Source organism: Lentzea sp. JNUCC 0626 (assembly GCF_043632865.1).
Classification (GTDB): domain Bacteria; phylum Actinomycetota; class Actinomycetes; order Mycobacteriales; family Pseudonocardiaceae; genus Lentzea.
This window is the reverse complement of the sequence record NZ_CP171635.1, coordinates 6,745,215-6,762,163: the sequence shown is the minus strand read 5'-3', so window position 1 is coordinate 6,762,163 and position 16,949 is coordinate 6,745,215. Positions and strand designations below refer to the sequence as shown.

The window sequence follows — 16,949 nt, the reverse complement described above, 5'->3', positions numbered from 1 at the left end:
TGGTCCCAAAGCATGGGATGTTGGACCAGCAGGTTGCCGAGTGGGGGATTACCGAGGGGGTAAGGCGACCTGCTTCTGGAGGGCCCGACCGGCATTCGGGGGAGAGTGCCGGTCGGGCTTTCCGCTTTCTCAGCTCGTCACTTGCTGACGCAGGTCTCGTCACCGCGGCGCGCGACGGGCAGCAGTTCGGGACGCTTGGGCGCCAGGCCGTCCCCCATCGACTCGCCCCGCAACGTGCGGCCGATCCACGGCACCACGTGCTCGCGCGCCCACTTCAGGTCGGCCTTGCGCTGGGTGACCCAGTCGGCCTCTTCGAGCGCGGGCCACGGCTCGTTCCACGAGTGGTCGTCGACGAGTCCGAGCACCTCGGCGGCCTTCAACGCGACCCGCTGGTGCCCCTCCGGCGAGAGGTGCAGCCGGTCGGCGCTCCACGCGCGACGGTCGTGCAACGGGTGCATGGCCCACAGGTCGACCATCCGGCAGTGGTAGCGCTCGGCGATCGACCACAGGTGCGTGTTGTAGATGGCGACCTTGCCGCGGATGCTGCGCAGCAACGGGGTCGACCGGGTGTCGAAGCCGGTGAAGATCACGACGTCGGCACCGGTGGCGCGCAGGTCGGCCACGGCCACCTCGTACACCTCGGCCAGCGCGTCCGGGTCGCTGTTGGGCAGCATGATGTCGTTGCCACCACCGCAGAACGTCACCAGGTCCGGCTTGAGCGAGATCGCGAGCGACACCTGGTCGTCGATGATCTCCTGCAGCATCTTGCCCCGGACGGCGAGGTTCGCGTACCGGAACTCCGGCGCCTGCTGGGCGATCATGCCGGCCAACCGGTCGGCCCAGCCCATGTAGGTGTCCCCCGGGCCCGGGTCGTCCATGCCCTCGGTGAAGCTGTCCCCCAGGGACACGAGACTGTTCCATCGCAGCAGCACAACATCCCCCTATCTCCGTGCGACGTGCCTGCCTGACGACCGCCCCCGGGCTCCCGTCCGAAGGCGACTAGTTAGCATGCACAACGAACCCGTGGTTACGCCACCGTCGGTTATTTCATCGTAAGTTTCGTCGCAGTAGGTGACGATTCTTTTACCACTCGATTGAGGGAAGCTGGAGGGCGTTCCGCGAGGTTCGCCGGGTTGGGTCGCTACCTTCTGCCGGGTGCGTTCTGGTTTGCCCCTTCCGTACCTTTCCCTCGGTGTCGCGCTTCTCACAGCCGCCGCACTGGCCACCGCGGTCCTGAGCGACCCGCCGGGAGGTGGGATCACCCCGCCTCCGCATTCCAATCCCGTCGTGACACCCCGGACGGGCGTGCCCGTTCCGCCGCAAGTGGAAAACCCCCGCAGCGACCTCGGCGCGTGAGGTCGCTGCGGGGGTTGTCGGGCCTTTCCGGATGGACGCCGCCGCCGGTCTTGTCCACCCGGAAAGGTGCTCTTGGGGACCGTCTCAGTGCTTGTGGGGACCGTCTCAGGGGGCGCCGCCGCCGATCTACCCCCTGAGACGGGTTCCGTGAACGGCGCTAGCCGCTCACCGCCACGGCCGGCGCGGGCGCCGGCTCGTGGTCGTTGTAGGCCGAGCGCAGCCTCAGCTCTGCGCTCGGCGAGGCCCCGATGTGGTCGAGGCCGAGGAGTGCCGCACCCACCACGGGCGGGACGTCGACCAGGCGGACCTGGGCGAGCGGTGCGACTTCCAGGATCTGCTGACGAACCGGGCCCACGACGACGTCTCCGGTGTGCGTCAGCACGCCACCGCCGAGCACGACGTCGACGGGCTCGTTCATCAGGTCGAGCTTGCGCATCGAGACGGTGGACAGCAGGACGATCTCCTCGATGAGGCGGTCGACCTGGGCCAGCGCGACCTCGTCACCCTGCGCCGCGACCTCGAAGACCAACGGGCACAAGGCGTGCGGGTCGAGTTCGATCTCCTCGAAGTGGATCTTCTCCACGACGTTGAAGATCGACGACTCGCCGTAGTGCGCGAGCAACGCGTCCAGCAGCAACGTGGGCTTGCCGCGGCCGTCCTCGGCGCGCACGGCGTGCCACAACGCGTCGTTGCCGAGCTGGCCACCGCCACCCCAGTCACCCGAGATCGCGCCCAGGGCGGGGAAGCGGTGCGTCCGTCCGTCGCGTGCGACACCCACGGCGTTGATGCCTGCACCGCAGACGACCGCCACACCCCCAGCGGCGGCGGTCCCCGCGCGCAACAACGCGAACGTGTCGTTGCCGACGAACGTCGTCTTGGACCAACCACGCTCGATGATCGCCCGCGTCAGGTCCTTCTCCTCGCGGGGCAGATCGGCCCCGGCGAGGTAGGCGGACGTGTGCGTGGCGATCGGCTCGTCGGGGGACAGTCCCGCCTGAGCTGCGGCCTCGCGTGCCAGTCCCTCGAACACGTCGAGTCCGCGCTTCATGCCCACTGTCTGGGGCGGGGCACCGGGCCCGCGCACCTGCGCGAGCACCTTGCCGTCCGCGTCCACCAGGAGCACCGCGGTCTTGCTGTTCCCGCCGTCGATGGCGAGCACCCGGTCGGTCATCGTTGTCAGTTTCCCTTCACCCACGGCAGCAGATCGCGGTTCTGCGCGATCAGCTCGTCGGCCAGCTGGTCCGCGATGGCGTGCTGGCCGATCAGCGGGTGCGCGAGCAGCGCGTTCGCCACTCGGTCCCGGCCGCCGTGCTTTGCGGCTTCCAGAGCCAGGTACTCGTACGCGGTGACGTGCGAGATCAGGCCGGAGATGGACGGTTCCACGGGACGCACGGGCAGCGCCTTGCCGCCGTTCGCGTCCACAGTGGACGAAACCTCGATCACGGCGTCGTCGGGCAGGAAGGGCAGCGAGCCGTTGTTCTGCACGTTGACCACGTGCTTCTCCGCGCCCTCGCCACCGGTCAGCGCGTGCACGAGCTGCACGGCCGCCTCGGAGTAGTACGCGCCGCCGCGCTGCGACAGCTGCTCCGGCTTCGTCACGACCGACGGGTCGCCGTAGATGTCGAGCAGTTCCTTCTCAACGGCAGCGACAACTTCCGCACGAGGCGGAGATTCCAGCTGCTTCTTCACGACGGCGTCGTGGTTGTAGAAGTAGTTCAGGTAGTACGACGGCACCATGTTCAGGCGCCGCATCAGCTCGCCGTCGATGCCGATGTGCTCGGCCAGCCCCTCGACGTGCTTCTCGAGCAGCTCGGGCAACCGGTCGACGCCGTCGACGTACACGCCGCGTTCCCACGTGAGGTGGTTGAGACCCACGTGCTCCAGCTCCACCGAGGACGGGTCCACGCCGAGCAGCGCGGAAGTCCAACGTTGGAACGTGATCGCGACGTTGCACAGGCCGATCGCCTTGTGCCCCTCCTGGAGCAACGCGCGCGTCACGATGCCGACCGGGTTCGTGAAGTTCACGATCCACGTGTCGGGCCCGGCCAGCCGCCGCACCTTGTCGGCGATGTCCAGGACCACCGGCACGGTCCGCAGGGCCTTGGCGAGGCCTCCCGCGCCGGTGGTCTCCTGGCCGACGCACCCGCAGGTGAGCGGGAACGTCTCGTCCGAGGCACGCGCCTTCTGTCCGCCCACCCGCAGTTGGAGGAGAACAGCGGACGCGCCCTCGATGCCTTCTTCGAGCGACGAGGTGGTGCGCACCTTCGCCGGGTGACCCGCGTGCTCCAGCAGGCGCTGGCTGAACGGGCCGACGATGCCGAGGCGGTGCTGGTCCGGGTCGACGAGGACGATCTCGTCCACCGCCAGGCTGGTGCGACGGCCGGCGATGCCGTCGATCAGCTCCGGTGTGTAGGTGGACCCGCCACCGACGACGGTGAGTTTCATCCTTTTACTCCCGTGAACGTGATGCCCTTGACGAACGACTTCTGGGCGAAGACGAAGAGGATGACGGCCGGGATCATCGTCAGGAACGTGACGGCCATCGAGGAGTTCCACTGCACGATGTGCATGCCCTTGAACGTCGCCAGCGCCAGCGACAACGTCCACTGCTCCTTCACCTCACCGGTGTAGAGCAACGGCCCGAAGTAGTCGTTCCAGGTGAAGAGGAAGCAGAACAGCGCGGTCGCCGCGATGCCCGGCTTGGCCATCGGCACGATGATCCGCACCAGCGCCTGGAACTCCGAGCAGCCGTCCACCCGCGCCGCGTCCACATAGGACTGCGGGATGGTCAGCATGAACTGGCGCAGCAGGAAGATGCTGAACGCGTCGAACAGGAAGTACGGCGCGATCAACGGCACGAGCGAGCCGGTCAGGCCCAGCGACGACCACGTGTCGTACAGCGGCACGGCGACGACCTGCGGGGGCAGCATCATGGCGCCGATGACGAGGATGAACGCGATGTTCCGGCCGCGCCACTTCAGCTTCGCCAGCGCGTAGGCCGCCGGGATCGACGAGATCAGCATGCCCGCGGTCGCCAGCAGCGAGTACGTGAGGCTGTTGATCAGGTACTGGAAGAGCGGCGCCTTGTCGAAGACCTCGACGAAGTTGCCCCAGTGCCACTCGCGCGGCCACAGGTCGGCGGTGAACGCCTGGTCGTCCGACATCACCGCGGTGAGGAAGACGAACACCACGGGGGTGGCGAACATCAGGCCGAGAGCGAGGCCGAGTGCGTGGGTCGCGACCCAGTTCAGCATCGCGCCGACGTTCATCTTGCGGCGCGGCTGCTCGGGCTCCGCGGGGACGTCGACCGGTGGTTTGGTCAGCGTGGCGGTCATGCTCCCGGACCCCCTTCCTCAGCGGTGGAGTTCTTCCGCATCCGCTGCACCAGCACGATGGTGACGGCGAACGAGATGATGAACAGGACCGTGGCCATGGCGGCCGCGTAGCCCATGTCGAAGTAGCGGAAGCCTTGCGTGTACAGGTAAACCGGGAACGTCAGCGTGGAGTTGTCCGGGAAACCGAGATATTTGGTCGATCCCGTCGCGTCCGCCGCTCCCGAGGCCGCTGAACCCGCTACGACAGCCTGTGTGAACAGCTGCAGGGCGAGGATCACCGAGTTCACGATGCCGAAGAGCAGCACCGGGGAGATGGTCGGCAGCGTGACGTGCCACCAGCGCCGGATCGGGCCGGCGCCGTCGAGTTCGGCCGCCTCGTACTGCTCCTGCGGCACGTCGAGGATCGCCGCGAGGATGATGATCATCAGGTCGCCGGAGATCCACAGCATGATCGCCGTGATGCCGGGGCGGGACCACGCCGGGTCCGCGAACCACAGCGGCGAGTCGATGCCGAACCAGCCGAGGACGCTGTCGAGCGGGCCGCCGTTGGGACGCATCACCATGAAGAACACGAGGGTGGCGGCCACCGGCGGTGCCAGCGAAGGCAGGTAGCAGAGCGTCCGGATCAAGCCGACGCCCGACTTCAGACGAGCGATGACCGATGCCACGCCCAGCGCGAACACCGTCCGCGCGATCGTGAGCACCACGACGAACCAGAGCGTGTTCGAGATCGCCTTGATCAGCAGGGGATCCTTGAACATGAACTCGTAGTTCGCCAGGCCGTTGAACTCCGGCGCGTTGATCAGGTCGTACTTCGTGAAGCTGAAGATGACCGTGGCGATCAACGGGTACACGAAGAAGATGGCGAAGCCGATGATTGCCGGGGCCATGAACCCGAGCACGGCGAGACGGTGGCGGGCACGAGCCCGCCCCCTGCCGGGGGCGGGTCGGGCGCCGAGCGTGGCGGTCATCTGGCGAATCCCTTACTTACCGCTCTTGGCGATCAGGTCGTCGATGTTCTTGTCGACCTCGGCGAGGCCCGCCTTCAGGTCGGGAACCTTGCCTGCCTGGTAGGAGATCGAGAAGTCCGTGACGGCCTTGATGTGCGCGTCACCGATCGGGGTGACCGGGTTGCCCTTGAGCTTGTCGCTCTTGGCCAGGTCGATGAACGTCTTGAACTGCTCGTCCACCTCGAGCTTGGGGCTCTCCATGGCGGCCTTGGTGCTCGGGACGTTCTTGATGGCGTTCGACAGGTTGACGATCGTGTCGGTGTCGAACGTCAGGTGCTTGATCAGCTCCCACGCGGCGCCGGGGTTCTTGGCGCCCTTGGGGATGCCCATGATCGTGCCCGTGGTGAACGCGGTGCCGTACGCGGCGTCCTTGCTGGTCGGGAACGGCGCGGTGCCGAACTTGATCTGCGGCGCCTGGGCCTTGAGGAACGCGGTGCGGTACTCACCGTCGATCATGATCGCGATCTTGCCCTGGTGGAACGCGTGGTCGGCCGAGTACTCCTGGCCGAGACCGGCGCGGAACCGCTCGAGGGCGTCGTAGCCGTAGAAGTCGACGAGCTTCTTCTGGAAGGTCATCATCTCGGTGAAGCCGGCCGAGCTCGCGAGCGAGGACTTGCCGTCCTTCTCCCACTCCGCACCGAACGTCGGCGCGAGGATGGTCGGGCGGTTCGCGTAGAAGCCCATCGTGGGCAGGTAACCCGCGACCTCGATGTCACCGTTCGGCGCCTTCTTGGTCGCCTTCACGGCCGCGTCGTACAGCTCGTCGAGCGTCTTCGGCGGGGCCGTGATGCCGGCCTCGGCGAGCTTGTCCTTGTTGTAGTACATGGCGTACACGTCGGTGAGCATGGGCATCGCACAGCGGTTGCCCTTGTACTCGGTGTACTGCTGAACCGCCGGGGTGAGCTGGTTCAGGTCGACCTTGTCGCGGTCGATGTAGGACTTCAGCGGCTGGAACGCCCCGGAGGAGCAGAACTGGCCGATGTTGTCCGTGGTGAACGACAGCGCGACGTCCGGCGTGTTGCCCGACCGGATACCCGCGGTGATCTTGTCGTCGTCCTGCGAGCCCTCGTGCTTGATCTCGATGTTCGGGAACTTCTGGTTGAACGTCTTGAGGGCCTTCGTGACTTCTTCGTACTCGCGGTCGGAGTAGTTGCTCCAGACCGTGAGGGTGAGCTTGTCGTCCTTGCCAGGAGCAGCTGCGGCGTCAGAGTTGGCGCCACCACCCTTGCCCGCCGCACATGCGGTGAGGGTCAGCGCTGCGGCGACACAGAGCAAGGCAGCACGGGTGTGCTTGCGCATGTGCACTCCTTCTCGATCAACGTGGGGACCCGGCGACCACAGGGCCGCGGAATGGAGCCGTGGTGGCGGCCGGGAGGCCGAAAACCTGTTCGCGTGCCACGGCCAGGGCCGAGTGCAGTGCGCCGCTGCGCACCGGTTTCCCGGTCACCAAGGCCAGCTGAATAGGTGTTCGCGGCACCACCAGTTGCCGCAGTTCCGCGGCAACGAGGTCGTTCAGCGTGATTCCGCCTGCCTGGGCGATGTCGCCGGACAGGAGGATGAGTTCCGGGTCGAGCACCGCGACGACGCTAGCCACGCCCGTGGCTATGCGCTTGGCGAGATCGGCCATGAACTCACGGCCCGCAGGACCCGCAGCCAACGCCTTGCGCACGGCCCCGTGGCCGTTGCGCGCGGCGAGCCCGTGGGCGCGTGCGAGCTTGCAGATCGCTGTACTGCTGAGCAGCTCTCCGAACGTGCCGCCGGAGCGGTCCGTGTCGGTGTCGGCCGCCGCGCGGTCCGGGATCATGAGCCCGTCGATCTCGCCCGCGCCACCGGAAGCACCGCGCAGCAGCGTTCCGTTGACGACGACGGCGGCACCGACGAGGTCCGCGGGCCAGATGACGACGAAGTCGCGCACCTCGGTGGCCCGTCCGGCGACCATTTCTTCCAGCGCGACCAGGTTGACGTCGTTCTCGACGCTCACCGAGGTCGCGAGCTGCTCCCGCAACTGGCCGGGCATGTCGAAATTGCTCCAGCCGGGCAGATGTGGTGCGTAGGCGAGCTCACCGTTCGCGGGGTTCACCGCTCCCGGACAGCCCACCACGACGTGCAGCAGCTGGTCGGCGCTCAGGCCCGCTTGACCGCAAGCCTTGCCGACCGCGCTCACGAACGCCTCCAGCACGCCGTGCTTCGCGGGCATCGGGGCCTTGTGCTCGGTGAGCACGGCCCCGGAGATGTCCGCGATGGCGATGTCGACCGTCTCGGGGGTGAGATCGACAGCGGCGATGTGCGCAAGCGCCCCGTTGACCGACCACAGTTGAGCCCTCGGCCCGCGTCCACCACCACGAAGTCCGTTGCGGACCACCGTGTCGGCGTCTTCGAGACGCGTGAGCAGCTGTGCGGTCGCCGGCTTCGAAAGACCGATCAGGCCTTCCAACTCCGACCTGGTCAGCGGCCCGTTGCGCAGCAGAGCCTCGATGGCTGCGCGGTCGTTGATCTCCCGCAGCAGTCGTGGGCTTCCGGCACGCATTAGGTCCGCTCCTGTCTGTTAACTTTCCAGACGATTTCGGGCAACGGTAGTGACGCCGTTCACTCGGGTCAATCCCCGATACGGGTCCGTTACCTGACTTAGGTTCACCTAAGGCACCCTGGAACCATGACGGACGTGCGCCAGGAGTCGCTCGCATCACTGCTAGGAGGCCGAGGCGGCGCCCTCGACGCCTCCCTGCCACCCCTGGCGTTCGTGGCGGGGTGGCTGATCTGGGGTCACTCGATCGGCGCAGGGGCCATCGCGGCCGTCCTGTGCGGCGTCGTGATCGCGGTGGTGCGGTTCGTGCGCGGCGGCAAACCCCGCGCCGTCGTCTTCTCGGTCCTGGCCGTCGTGGCCGCGTCGCTGGTCGCCCTGTACACGGGCCGCGCCGAGGACTTCTTCCTGATCCAACTGCTGTCCAACGTGGCGTCCGCGCTGGCTTGGGCGGGCTCGATCGCCATCCGCTGGCCGTTGCTCGGCGTGGTCGTGGGCACGCTGCTGGGGCAGAAGACGCGGTGGCGGCGGGACCCTGACCTGCTGCGCGCGTACTCCGTGGCGTCGTGGCCGTGGGTCGGGCAGTACGTGCTGCGGGTGGCCGTGTTCACGCCGTTGTGGCTGGACGCGCAGGTCTACTGGCTCACGGCGGTGAGGCTCGCGCTGTCCTGGCCGTTGCAGATCGTCTGCATCCTGGTGTCGGGGTGGATGCTGAAGCGGGCGCTGCCGGACGACCACCCGGGGTTCCGGCACCCGAGGGTGCCGGAGACTGCCCCTTAGGACAACGTCAGGCGGAGGAACGCCGACCAGGCCTCTGCGGACACCGGGAGGTGGGTCGCCGGGGCCTTGCTGTCGCGGATGCCCACGCCTTGGCCGATCTCAATGCAGTTGTTGCTGCTACCGCTGTAGCTGCTCTTCCGCCAGGCGGTCATTGCAGGCCCTCCAAGACGTTGTCGATCACCGCCCTCGATTCTTCCTCGCTCAGCGCGACGTTCGCGAGCGCCGTCAGGATGTTCTCGTGGACCTTGATGGTCTCGGGGTCGTCGAAGAAGAGGCAGTAGTTGACGCTGTCGGCGTAGACAACGGGCGGGTATTTCGGGAACTTCATCAGGCAGAAGTCGCCGCAGGTTCCCGCGTGCACGCCTGCGGACCGCGGGACGATCCGGATGCTGACGTATTTCCGCACCGAGATCCTGAGCAGGTGCGCCAATTGTTCGCGCCACACCTCGATGCTGCCGACCGGGATCTCCAGTGCTTGTTCGTGGATGAGGAACACGAACTTCCGGCCGGGTTCCAGCACGTCGGCGCGAGCCGCTCTGGCGGCGGCGACCTTGGGGACGTCCGCAGCCTCGATCACCGGCGAGCACTCGGTGACGACATAGCCGTAGTCCAGCGTCTGCAGGAGGCCTGGCACGAGAATCATCGACCACGTGATGACCTCGTTGGCGATCTGCTCGTGCTCGATGAGGGTGCGCACCTGGTCGGGCACGCCGTTCGGGGGCATCTGGAGCCAGGCGCTGCCGCACTCCCTGAACAGCTCCAGGAGGTGTTCGCGTTCCTCGACGGTGGCGTGGCAGTAGCCGAGCAGCAGAATGACGTCGGCCTCGGACACGCCGCCCTTGCCGAGCGTCATGTCCGAGATCTTGGCTTCCTGCCAGCCGAGTCGTTCCGCTAGTTCGCGGTGGGTGTAACCGGTTCTGGCGATGATGGCGCGCATCATGCCGCCGAACTCACGCCCCACCACGCTGGAGGATCTTTTGGGCATGTCGGAAAGCTAGGGCCGGAAAGTCGATCCCTGCCATTGTTTCCGGCCAAATGTGCCTGAAGGTAGGACGCATGGAGCAGCTCCATAATTCAGGTGATCTTCCCGGTAGGAGTACGAAAGCGCGTCCAATCAGGACTCCTTGCAGAACTCGCCGATCGGCAGGCCCACGTGACGTTGCTCGGTGGCGATGTGGCCGAGGAGTTCGTCGCCGGGGCGGAGTTCGGTGACGTTGCGGACCTTGCCTCCAGGGCCGAGGACGCGGACGTGCCAGTCGTCCTGGACCATCAGGTCGACCACGACGCCTTCCGGGGAGCGGGCGGTGATCGTGAGCATCGGGCGGGATTCCAGTTTGGCGCGGCCGACGGTGAGTTCGCGGGTGCGGCCGTCGGCGTTGACGGCGAGAACCTTGCTGCCGGAGCGAAGTTCCGAGAGGTAGTTCGTGCGGTTGGCAGGGCCGAGGACGTACGAGTGCAGCGCGCCCGCGTTCACCCGGAACGGTCGCGTCGGCATGTACGGCAACGGATGCGTTTCGCTGCAACACAAGACGAAGCCGGACGAGAACGAGCCGACGAGGATGCCTTCGTCCTCGGCGAAGTGCGAGGCGGTGTCGACGCAGACGCGGTCGCCCAAACCGTTGTGGGTCAACGCTTCCACGGTCAGCGTGGTCAACGTCAAAGGCTCGGACTTGACCTCCAGCAGCCGGGCGAGCCGGAACACGTCGGTCGCGTCGGTGGGGGCCATCAGCACGCCGTCGGAGCCGTGTTCCAGGCACTCCAGCACGATCGCGGCCTCGACCAGGTCGGTCACGACGGTGATCAGCTTGCCCGGAGCGCCGTGCGCGGCCGCGATCACGATCTCCAGCGGGATCTTGGTCGGGTCGGTGAACGCGACGACGGTGTGGTCGAGGCGTTCCGCTGCGGCACAGGCGAGTTTGAGCGTGCGGTCGTCGCTGACCGTCACGAACGCCGACCGCGACGGCAGCCGGTCGAGCGCGTCCTGGTCGTCCACCGGAACGACCACGACGTGCGGGCTCTCGACCTCCGAGCCGACCAGCACGCGGGTGATCGTGGGCGGGAGGTCGTCGAGCAGTGCGGGATCGTCGGCGACGACTCCGGCGACGCGGCTGTGCACGGCCGCGTCGATCACCGCGGTCCGGTGCTCGGTGGCGACGGTTCTGAGGTCGATCCAGGCGAACTTCACCGGTTCTCCAAGGCTGTCAGTGCGTGGATGAGGCCCGCGTCGGCCGGTGCGTGCACGATCGCCGCGAGTTCGGCGACCAGCGGCATCGGTGCCGGCGAGGTGAACACACGGCGTCCCACCGCGAGACCCGCGCACCCGGCCGCCATCGCGGCACGGGCATGGCCCGCGAGACTGGTCGTGGAAGCGGGACCACCAGCCACGACAACGGGAATCGGGGAGTTCGCGACGACGTCGGCCATGTCTTCGACCGAATGCGCGAGGTTGGTCTTGACGATGTCCGCGCCCAGGTCGGCGGCGATGTTGACGACGTGCGCGAGCAACGCCGGGTCGCGAGGATCGCTCACGCGAGGGCCGCGAGCGTAGGCCATCACGACCAGCGGGACGTTCCACGAGTCGCACGCCGCCGCCACCCTGCCGAGGTCGGTGAGCTGGCGCGGTTCGGTGTCGGAGCCGATGTTGACGTGCACGCTCACCGCGTCCGCGCCGAGCCGCAACGCCTCGTCGACCTCGCCGACGAGCACCTTGGCGTTGGCGTCGGCCATGTGCGCCGTGCCCGCGCTCAGATGCACGATCAACGCGCAATCACCCAGCACAGCGGGATCGACGGTGCGCACCCGTCCTTTGTGGACGATGACGGCGTCGGCGCCGCCCAGCACGACCGAGCGGACCAGTTCGTGCCACCGGTCGCGCGGCACCACCGGGCCGTCGGAAACGCTGTGGTCCAACGGCACGAAGAGATACCTGTCATCATTCGGACGGGAAAGCCGTCGCAGCCGCAACGCTTTCCTCATGGGCGCTCACCCCTCCGGCAGTCGTTTGGTGGCCAACAGCCTGAGGGAGCCCGCGCGTGCGGCGGCAGGTGTGAGATGCCGATAACTCACGAGTTATCGCCCTGATAGAGCAGTCTCGTTTACGACGACCACTGTGCGTTATCTGGTGACACCCGCGTGGCCGTGTTTGTGGTTCCTCAACTGCTTTAGGCTTCGTCAGTGCGAATGGAGCTGAGACATCTGCACGTGGTGCTGGCCGTGGCGCGGGCGGGAAGCATCAGCAGGGCCGCCTCCCAGCTGAAGATCGCGCAGGCAGGGCTGACCGCCCAGGTGCGCAGGATCGAGGCGGGTCTCGGCGGGCCGTTGTTCGTGCGCCGCACGGACGGTGTCGAGCTGACCGAACTGGGCCGCCACGTCGTGCTGCGGGCCCAGGACCTGGTCGAGCGCTTCGACGACCTGATCGTCACCTCGCACAAGCTCGCGCGTCGCACCGACTCCGGCATCCGCCTCGGGGGCGTGGTGGGGTCGCCGACGGCGTTGCTGGTCGGGGTCGTCCGCGAGATGTTGCCTGGCCTGCCGCAGACCACGCACATCGAACGCGGCGGCGACACCGTGCTGGAACTGGTGCGCACGGGGGAGCTGGACCTGGCGCTGGTGGTGGAGTTCCCGCGCAGCCCGTTGCGCTATCCCGAGGCGGTCGGCCTGCGCGGGGTGGTCACCGAACGCATGCTCATCGGCGTTCCAGTGGGGCATCGGCTCTCTGGGCGCAGCGAGGTGTTGCTGTCCGAACTCGCCGGCGAGGAGTGGGTGGTGCCGGACGAACACCACGGCGGACGGCTCAACCTCGACCTGGCGTGCGAGGCCGTCGGGTTCACGCCCCGCTGCGCGCACTTCGGCGTCGATCCCGCCGTGGCAGCGGATCTGGTGCGCTCGACCGGTGCGGTGGCGGGGTTCTTCACCGGCGACGAGGTGCCGGGCGTGCTGCTCAAGCCGATCATCGGCAACCCGTTGCACCGCAGGATCACGTTGGTGTGGAACGACGACGCCGCCGAACACGTGGACGACGTGCACGCCGGACTGCTCAGGGCGTACCACGAACGGATGCCGCACTCGGGCCGCCGACTGGCGTCATGAACGGTTGGGCCGCGGCGCGTCCGGCCCCAGGACGTCCACCGCCGCGAGCCACGCCGCCCCCGCCGCCCCCTCCGTCGCCATGATCACCTGAGCGTTGCACCGGGCGAGCAACTCTTGCTTGAGATGCGTGCCGACCGGCGTCTTGATCAGGCTGCCCACCAGCACGATCGGTGAGGTGTCGGCGGGTTCGCGGACGGCCGTGGCCGTGTCGGCGAGCAGCCGGGCCGCGTTCGCCACGATCGACAGCGCCTCGGGATCCCCGTGGTGGTAGGCCGAACTGACCAGCGGCGCGAACTTCGCCAGCGCGATCGGCGGCCGGTCGTTGACGGCGTTGATGAGCTGCCCGCGGTTCTTGGCCCCCGCCGCCGTCAGCACGGCGGTGGCGAGGCCTTCCAGCGGAGCGCCCAGGTCGAGGAGCTTCAACGTGGCCCGGACGGCCTCGCGGCCCAGCCAGAACGCCGACCCGTCGTCGCCGATCAGCCACCCGTAGCCGCCGGACTGGGCGACCATCCGGTGTCCGGCGATGCGGCCCGCGATGGACCCGGTGCCCGCCACGAGGGCGGTGCCGTCGGGGGACGACGTGCCGGTGGCGAAGGCCGCCTCGATGTCGGTGATCACCCGCATCGGGCAGTGCAGGCCCGCGTGCGTCCAGGCGTCGTGGAACAGGTCGAAGATCGCCTGGTCCGCGAGTTTCGAGGCGCCCGCCATGCCGAGCACGCCCGAGCGGACCTTGCGGGAGTCGAGGCCGTCCAACGCCTCCGTCAGCGCCTCACCGATGTGCGCGGCGGCGACCGACGGCGGGTGCGAGTTGGGGTTGGCACCACCGGCGAGGCCCTGGCCCAGGCGGGCGCCGTCCAGATCGAGCACCAGGGCCCTGGTTGACGTGCCGCCCGCGTCGAGTCCCACGACCAGATCCATAAAGCCTGAGTATGCCGAGAGACTCGGGCGGGAGGCACGCCCAACCGGGTGTCACCGCACGAACGCGCGGTTACCGCTCGCGTTGTGGTGGAACAACACCAACGATCCAGAAGGAACTCGGTCACCCGGACGGACCACAGTGGACAGTTCGGGGACGATCAAGCTGTAGTCGAACGTCGCCGCGGGGGTCACGTCGACCAGGTCGTCGGTGTCGGCGGGCGCGGTGTAACGGCTCTGCACGCCGACGGTGTAGGTGACCGGTCCGGCAGGCAGCGAAGCGCGCGAAACGGGCAACACGACCACGTCGCTGTCGAACAGGTTCGTGTCGGTCGAACCGTCGAACCCGTTGAGCGGCTGCTCGTCGACGACGTCCTCCGTCCCGGCCACGACCGTGCGGGCGAACCAGATGTCCGCCGTCACGTCGCCGTCGGGGTTGGTCTGCTTCTCGGCGGTGGTCACGAAGTCCTTGCCGCCCACCGAGAACTTCACCTCCGGCTTGGTGACGCTGCCGATGTTCGCCCAGGTGTCCCAGGTCGCGACGCCGAACGCCAGCAGGTCCTTCGTCGCCGTGGCGCCGACGTACCGCAGGTCGCCGCCGCGGGCCGTGCGGTTGACGGCGCAGTCGTTCTGCACGCCCTCACCGCACGACGGCAGCCGGTCCGAGCGCGCGCCGAGGTTCAGCACGGTCATCCGCGACTGGTAGCCGGGCTGGTCGAGGCCGCGCCCGGCGACCCGGCCGCCGGCCAGGGTCAGGCGCGACACCGGCTTCGGCGCCGCGTAGACCGGCACGCGCAGGGAACGATCACCCGTGAACGTCACCAGGCCGGACGCCTCGGCGAGGAACTGACGGCCCTCTTCCAGAGACACCGTCGGGTCGGCCGCCTTGCGCAACGCGGCCGGGTCGGTGATCCGCACCTGCACGGGCACCGACGCCGAGGCACCTGGCCGCAAAGTCACCTGAGGCACCACCACGCGGAACGACACCCCGGGCACGGTGGTGATCGGCTCGTAGCGGGCGTTCAGCGACACGGTCTGCGTGCCCTTGTTGACCAGCCTCAACGTCCGGCTGAGCGACACCGGTCCGGCGGCCTCGACCGTGCCGAACGACGCGTCGCCGAGCACCAGGACGTCGGACTTCAACGCGGCGAGCCCGTCCACCCGGCCCGCGCCGACGCGCATCGGTGCCTCGCGCACGCCCTCGGAGTCCTTGATGACCCCGGAGGCCGTGTTCATCAGCGCGGCCTTGACCTCCGCGACCGTCCACTCGGGATGGACTTGACGGAGCAGCGCGGCGATGCCCGCGACGTGCGGCGACGCCATCGACGTGCCGCCCATCGACACGCCGTCCGAGGCGGTGCCGGACGCGGCGGAGAAGATCGTGTCCCCCGGCGCGGCCACCGCGATCGACGAGCGCGACCGCGAGGACGACGGCGTGATCGTGTCCTGGATCGAGGGCGACACGGACGGCACCGCGACCTTCAACGACGAGGTCAGGCGCACCGTGAGCGTTCCGGCGTCCAGGGCCGGGCGCAGTGCCTTCGCCGCCTCCGCAGTCAGCTGGAACGCCGGGATGTGGGCGTTTCCGGCGATTCCGGCCGCGAACACCGGCAGGGTCGTCGGCAGCAGGACGCCCGCCGCTCCGGCCTTCCAGGCGTTGTCGGTGCGGCCACCCGAACCGCAGGCGCGGGTCGCGTCGCTGTCGTCCCACTCCAGCCAGACGATCTTCCCGGCCAACGACTCCGAGATCGGCTGGCAACCGTCCACGTTGGACGAGAGCTTCACGACGGGTTTCGAAAGGTCGAACGACTCCTTGTAGTTCTGGCTGTACTGACCGGCGTACTGCTTCCCGGCCACCTCCAGCCCGTCCAGCATCGAGAACGAGTCGCGGCTGTTCGCCACCGAGATCGCCTCGGCCGAGTTGCCCGGCGAACCCGAGACGTCGTAGAAGTCGCCGCCGTTGCCGGCCGCCGCGACCACGACGACCCCGTTCTCGACGAGCTTGCGCACGAACAACGCGTCGGGGTCGTCCGGAGCGCCGTAGTCGCTGCCCAGCGACAGGTTCACCACGTCGAGCCTGTCGGAGAAGTCGCCGTCGCCGTTGGGGTCGAGCGCCCAGTCCAGGGCCTGCGCGGTGAGGTTCGTGCCGCCTTCGCAGCCGAACACCTTCAACGCGTAGAGCGAGGCCTTGGGGGCGGTACCAGGGCCGATCTTCATCGAGTCGAGGTCGACGGAAGCGTACGAACCCCGATAGGTCGTGCCGTCGGTGTTCACCCCGTACCCGGCCGCGGTGCCGGCCACGTGCGTGCCGTGGCCCTCGCAGTCGAGCGGGTCGGCGTCCGGCTCCGGGATCGACCCCGGCTTCGCCGTGTAGGCGTCACCGGCGAAGTCGTAGCCGCCGACCACCTTGGCGGTCGGGAACGTGCCGCCGCCGAAGTCCGCGTGCCGGTAGTCGATGCCGGTGTCGATCACCCCGATCCGCACGCCGTCGCCGAAGCGGCCGAGCGACTTCCAGACGTCGGACGTCCGGGTGAGCCGAACGGCGTGCGCGTTCGAGAGCTTCTTGGGGACCATTCGGTGCACCGCGCGGACCTCGGGCATGCGCGACAACGAGGACAACCGGGACCTGTCGGTCGAGAGCACCACGCCGGGCACGGCGTTGGTCGTTCGGGCGACTTCCCGGCCACCGGACCGGGACACGATCCGGGATACGTGGTCCGATGTCCTGTCCCGCGCTGAACGGGCCTGAGAAACCGTGCCCGCGTCGACCGCTGCGGTCGAGGTCAGCTCCACGAAAACGGTTACAGGCTCGACCGGTGCGGCGGGTGCCAGCAGTGCCCCTGTCAGGAGCGATGCGGCGGCCAGATTCATGATCAACTCCTCTTATTCATCGGACGACTTCATGCCGAGCCCTAGACGAGGGCGGCCTCGCGGGGCTATACA

Annotated in this window: 15 protein-coding genes; 2 read left to right on the top strand and 13 right to left on the bottom strand. The window is 68.1% G+C overall.

Annotated elements, in window-relative coordinates:
- Positions 1-137: 137 nt before the first annotated feature.
- From JNUCC0626_RS30830 to JNUCC0626_RS30800, 7 genes are all read right to left on the bottom strand, one after another.
- On the bottom strand, positions 138-908 hold the full coding sequence (locus tag JNUCC0626_RS30830; protein WP_394614242.1) for an SGNH/GDSL hydrolase family protein: 771 nt from the start codon (positions 906-908) through the stop codon (positions 138-140).
- 605 nt (positions 909-1,513) lie between these two features.
- A complete protein-coding gene (locus JNUCC0626_RS30825) occupies positions 1,514-2,527 on the bottom strand; it encodes an N-acetylglucosamine kinase (RefSeq protein WP_394614241.1) in 1,014 nt (337 codons plus the stop codon).
- A 5-nt stretch (positions 2,528-2,532) separates the two neighbouring features.
- Positions 2,533-3,801 (bottom strand): 6-phospho-beta-glucosidase, encoded by a 1,269-nt coding sequence (locus JNUCC0626_RS30820; protein ID WP_394614240.1) that lies wholly within the window; start codon positions 3,799-3,801, stop codon positions 2,533-2,535.
- Complete coding sequence (locus JNUCC0626_RS30815) at positions 3,798-4,691, bottom strand: carbohydrate ABC transporter permease (protein WP_394614239.1); 894 nt, start codon at positions 4,689-4,691, stop codon at positions 3,798-3,800. Before JNUCC0626_RS30815 ends, JNUCC0626_RS30820 begins: the two co-directional genes overlap by 4 nt.
- On the bottom strand, positions 4,688-5,662 hold the full coding sequence (locus JNUCC0626_RS30810; protein WP_394614238.1) for a carbohydrate ABC transporter permease: 975 nt from the start codon (positions 5,660-5,662) through the stop codon (positions 4,688-4,690). The genes JNUCC0626_RS30815 and JNUCC0626_RS30810 overlap by 4 nt, the downstream gene beginning before the upstream one ends.
- A 12-nt stretch (positions 5,663-5,674) precedes the next feature.
- On the bottom strand, positions 5,675-7,000 hold the full coding sequence (locus JNUCC0626_RS30805; protein WP_394614237.1) for an extracellular solute-binding protein: 1,326 nt from the start codon (positions 6,998-7,000) through the stop codon (positions 5,675-5,677).
- Between the two features lie 16 nt (positions 7,001-7,016).
- Positions 7,017-8,228, bottom strand: coding sequence for an ROK family transcriptional regulator (locus JNUCC0626_RS30800; RefSeq protein WP_394614236.1), 1,212 nt, complete (start codon positions 8,226-8,228; stop codon positions 7,017-7,019).
- Between the two features lie 126 nt (positions 8,229-8,354).
- On the opposite strand from JNUCC0626_RS30800, the gene JNUCC0626_RS30795 reads away from it, so the two are divergent.
- On the top strand, positions 8,355-9,002 hold the full coding sequence (locus tag JNUCC0626_RS30795; RefSeq protein WP_394614235.1) for a DUF3159 domain-containing protein: 648 nt from the start codon (positions 8,355-8,357) through the stop codon (positions 9,000-9,002).
- Here the strand turns inward: JNUCC0626_RS30795 and JNUCC0626_RS30790 are convergent.
- The 4 genes from JNUCC0626_RS30790 to JNUCC0626_RS30775 form a co-directional block, all read right to left on the bottom strand.
- On the bottom strand, positions 8,999-9,154 hold the full coding sequence (locus JNUCC0626_RS30790; protein ID WP_394614234.1) for a DUF397 domain-containing protein: 156 nt from the start codon (positions 9,152-9,154) through the stop codon (positions 8,999-9,001). The two genes, JNUCC0626_RS30795 and JNUCC0626_RS30790, sit on opposite strands and share 4 nt — an antisense overlap.
- Complete coding sequence (locus JNUCC0626_RS30785) at positions 9,151-9,987, bottom strand: helix-turn-helix domain-containing protein (protein ID WP_394614233.1); 837 nt, start codon at positions 9,985-9,987, stop codon at positions 9,151-9,153. The genes JNUCC0626_RS30790 and JNUCC0626_RS30785 overlap by 4 nt, the downstream gene beginning before the upstream one ends.
- 129 nt (positions 9,988-10,116) lie before the next feature.
- A complete protein-coding gene (locus JNUCC0626_RS30780; protein WP_394614232.1) occupies positions 10,117-11,187 on the bottom strand; it encodes a 3-dehydroquinate synthase II family protein in 1,071 nt (356 codons plus the stop codon).
- Positions 11,184-11,978, bottom strand: coding sequence for a 2-amino-3,7-dideoxy-D-threo-hept-6-ulosonate synthase (locus JNUCC0626_RS30775; RefSeq protein ID WP_394614231.1), 795 nt, complete (start codon positions 11,976-11,978; stop codon positions 11,184-11,186). Before JNUCC0626_RS30775 ends, JNUCC0626_RS30780 begins: the two co-directional genes overlap by 4 nt.
- Before the next feature lie 204 nt (positions 11,979-12,182).
- On the opposite strand from JNUCC0626_RS30775, the gene JNUCC0626_RS30770 reads away from it, so the two are divergent.
- Positions 12,183-13,091 carry a LysR family transcriptional regulator gene (locus tag JNUCC0626_RS30770; protein WP_394614230.1) on the top strand — a complete coding sequence of 303 codons (909 nt, stop codon included), beginning with the start codon at positions 12,183-12,185 and terminating at the stop codon, positions 13,089-13,091.
- Here JNUCC0626_RS30770 and JNUCC0626_RS30765 read toward each other — a convergent pair.
- Entirely contained in the window at positions 13,086-14,009 is a 924-nt protein-coding gene (locus JNUCC0626_RS30765) for an N-acetylglucosamine kinase (RefSeq protein ID WP_394614229.1), read from the bottom strand. The two genes, JNUCC0626_RS30770 and JNUCC0626_RS30765, sit on opposite strands and share 6 nt — an antisense overlap.
- Positions 14,010-14,060: 51 nt before the next feature.
- The gene (locus tag JNUCC0626_RS30760) at positions 14,061-16,877 is read right to left on the bottom strand and encodes a S8 family peptidase (protein WP_394614228.1); all 2,817 of its coding nucleotides are present in this window, start codon (positions 16,875-16,877) and stop codon (positions 14,061-14,063) included.
- Between the last annotated feature and the right edge of the window lie 72 nt (positions 16,878-16,949).

What these genes read in the sequence shown, in the direction of transcription:
- JNUCC0626_RS30765 (WP_394614229.1), bottom strand. Translation starts at nt 14,009, where the DNA reads ATGGATCTGGTCGTGGGACTCGACGCGGGCGGCACGTCAACCAGGGCC.
- JNUCC0626_RS30820 (WP_394614240.1), bottom strand. Translation starts at nt 3,801, where the DNA reads ATGAAACTCACCGTCGTCGGTGGCGGGTCCACCTACACACCGGAGCTG.
- JNUCC0626_RS30805 (WP_394614237.1), bottom strand. Translation starts at nt 7,000, where the DNA reads ATGCGCAAGCACACCCGTGCTGCCTTGCTCTGTGTCGCCGCAGCGCTG.
- JNUCC0626_RS30790 (WP_394614234.1), bottom strand. Translation starts at nt 9,154, where the DNA reads ATGACCGCCTGGCGGAAGAGCAGCTACAGCGGTAGCAGCAACAACTGC.
- JNUCC0626_RS30770 (WP_394614230.1), top strand. Translation starts at nt 12,183, where the DNA reads ATGGAGCTGAGACATCTGCACGTGGTGCTGGCCGTGGCGCGGGCGGGA.
- JNUCC0626_RS30795 (WP_394614235.1), top strand. Translation starts at nt 8,355, where the DNA reads ATGACGGACGTGCGCCAGGAGTCGCTCGCATCACTGCTAGGAGGCCGA.
- JNUCC0626_RS30825 (WP_394614241.1), bottom strand. Translation starts at nt 2,527, where the DNA reads ATGACCGACCGGGTGCTCGCCATCGACGGCGGGAACAGCAAGACCGCG.
- JNUCC0626_RS30800 (WP_394614236.1), bottom strand. Translation starts at nt 8,228, where the DNA reads ATGCGTGCCGGAAGCCCACGACTGCTGCGGGAGATCAACGACCGCGCA.
- JNUCC0626_RS30785 (WP_394614233.1), bottom strand. Translation starts at nt 9,987, where the DNA reads ATGCCCAAAAGATCCTCCAGCGTGGTGGGGCGTGAGTTCGGCGGCATG.
- JNUCC0626_RS30760 (WP_394614228.1), bottom strand. Translation starts at nt 16,877, where the DNA reads ATGAATCTGGCCGCCGCATCGCTCCTGACAGGGGCACTGCTGGCACCC.
- JNUCC0626_RS30810 (WP_394614238.1), bottom strand. Translation starts at nt 5,662, where the DNA reads ATGACCGCCACGCTCGGCGCCCGACCCGCCCCCGGCAGGGGGCGGGCT.
- JNUCC0626_RS30815 (WP_394614239.1), bottom strand. Translation starts at nt 4,691, where the DNA reads ATGACCGCCACGCTGACCAAACCACCGGTCGACGTCCCCGCGGAGCCC.
- JNUCC0626_RS30775 (WP_394614231.1), bottom strand. Translation starts at nt 11,978, where the DNA reads ATGAGGAAAGCGTTGCGGCTGCGACGGCTTTCCCGTCCGAATGATGAC.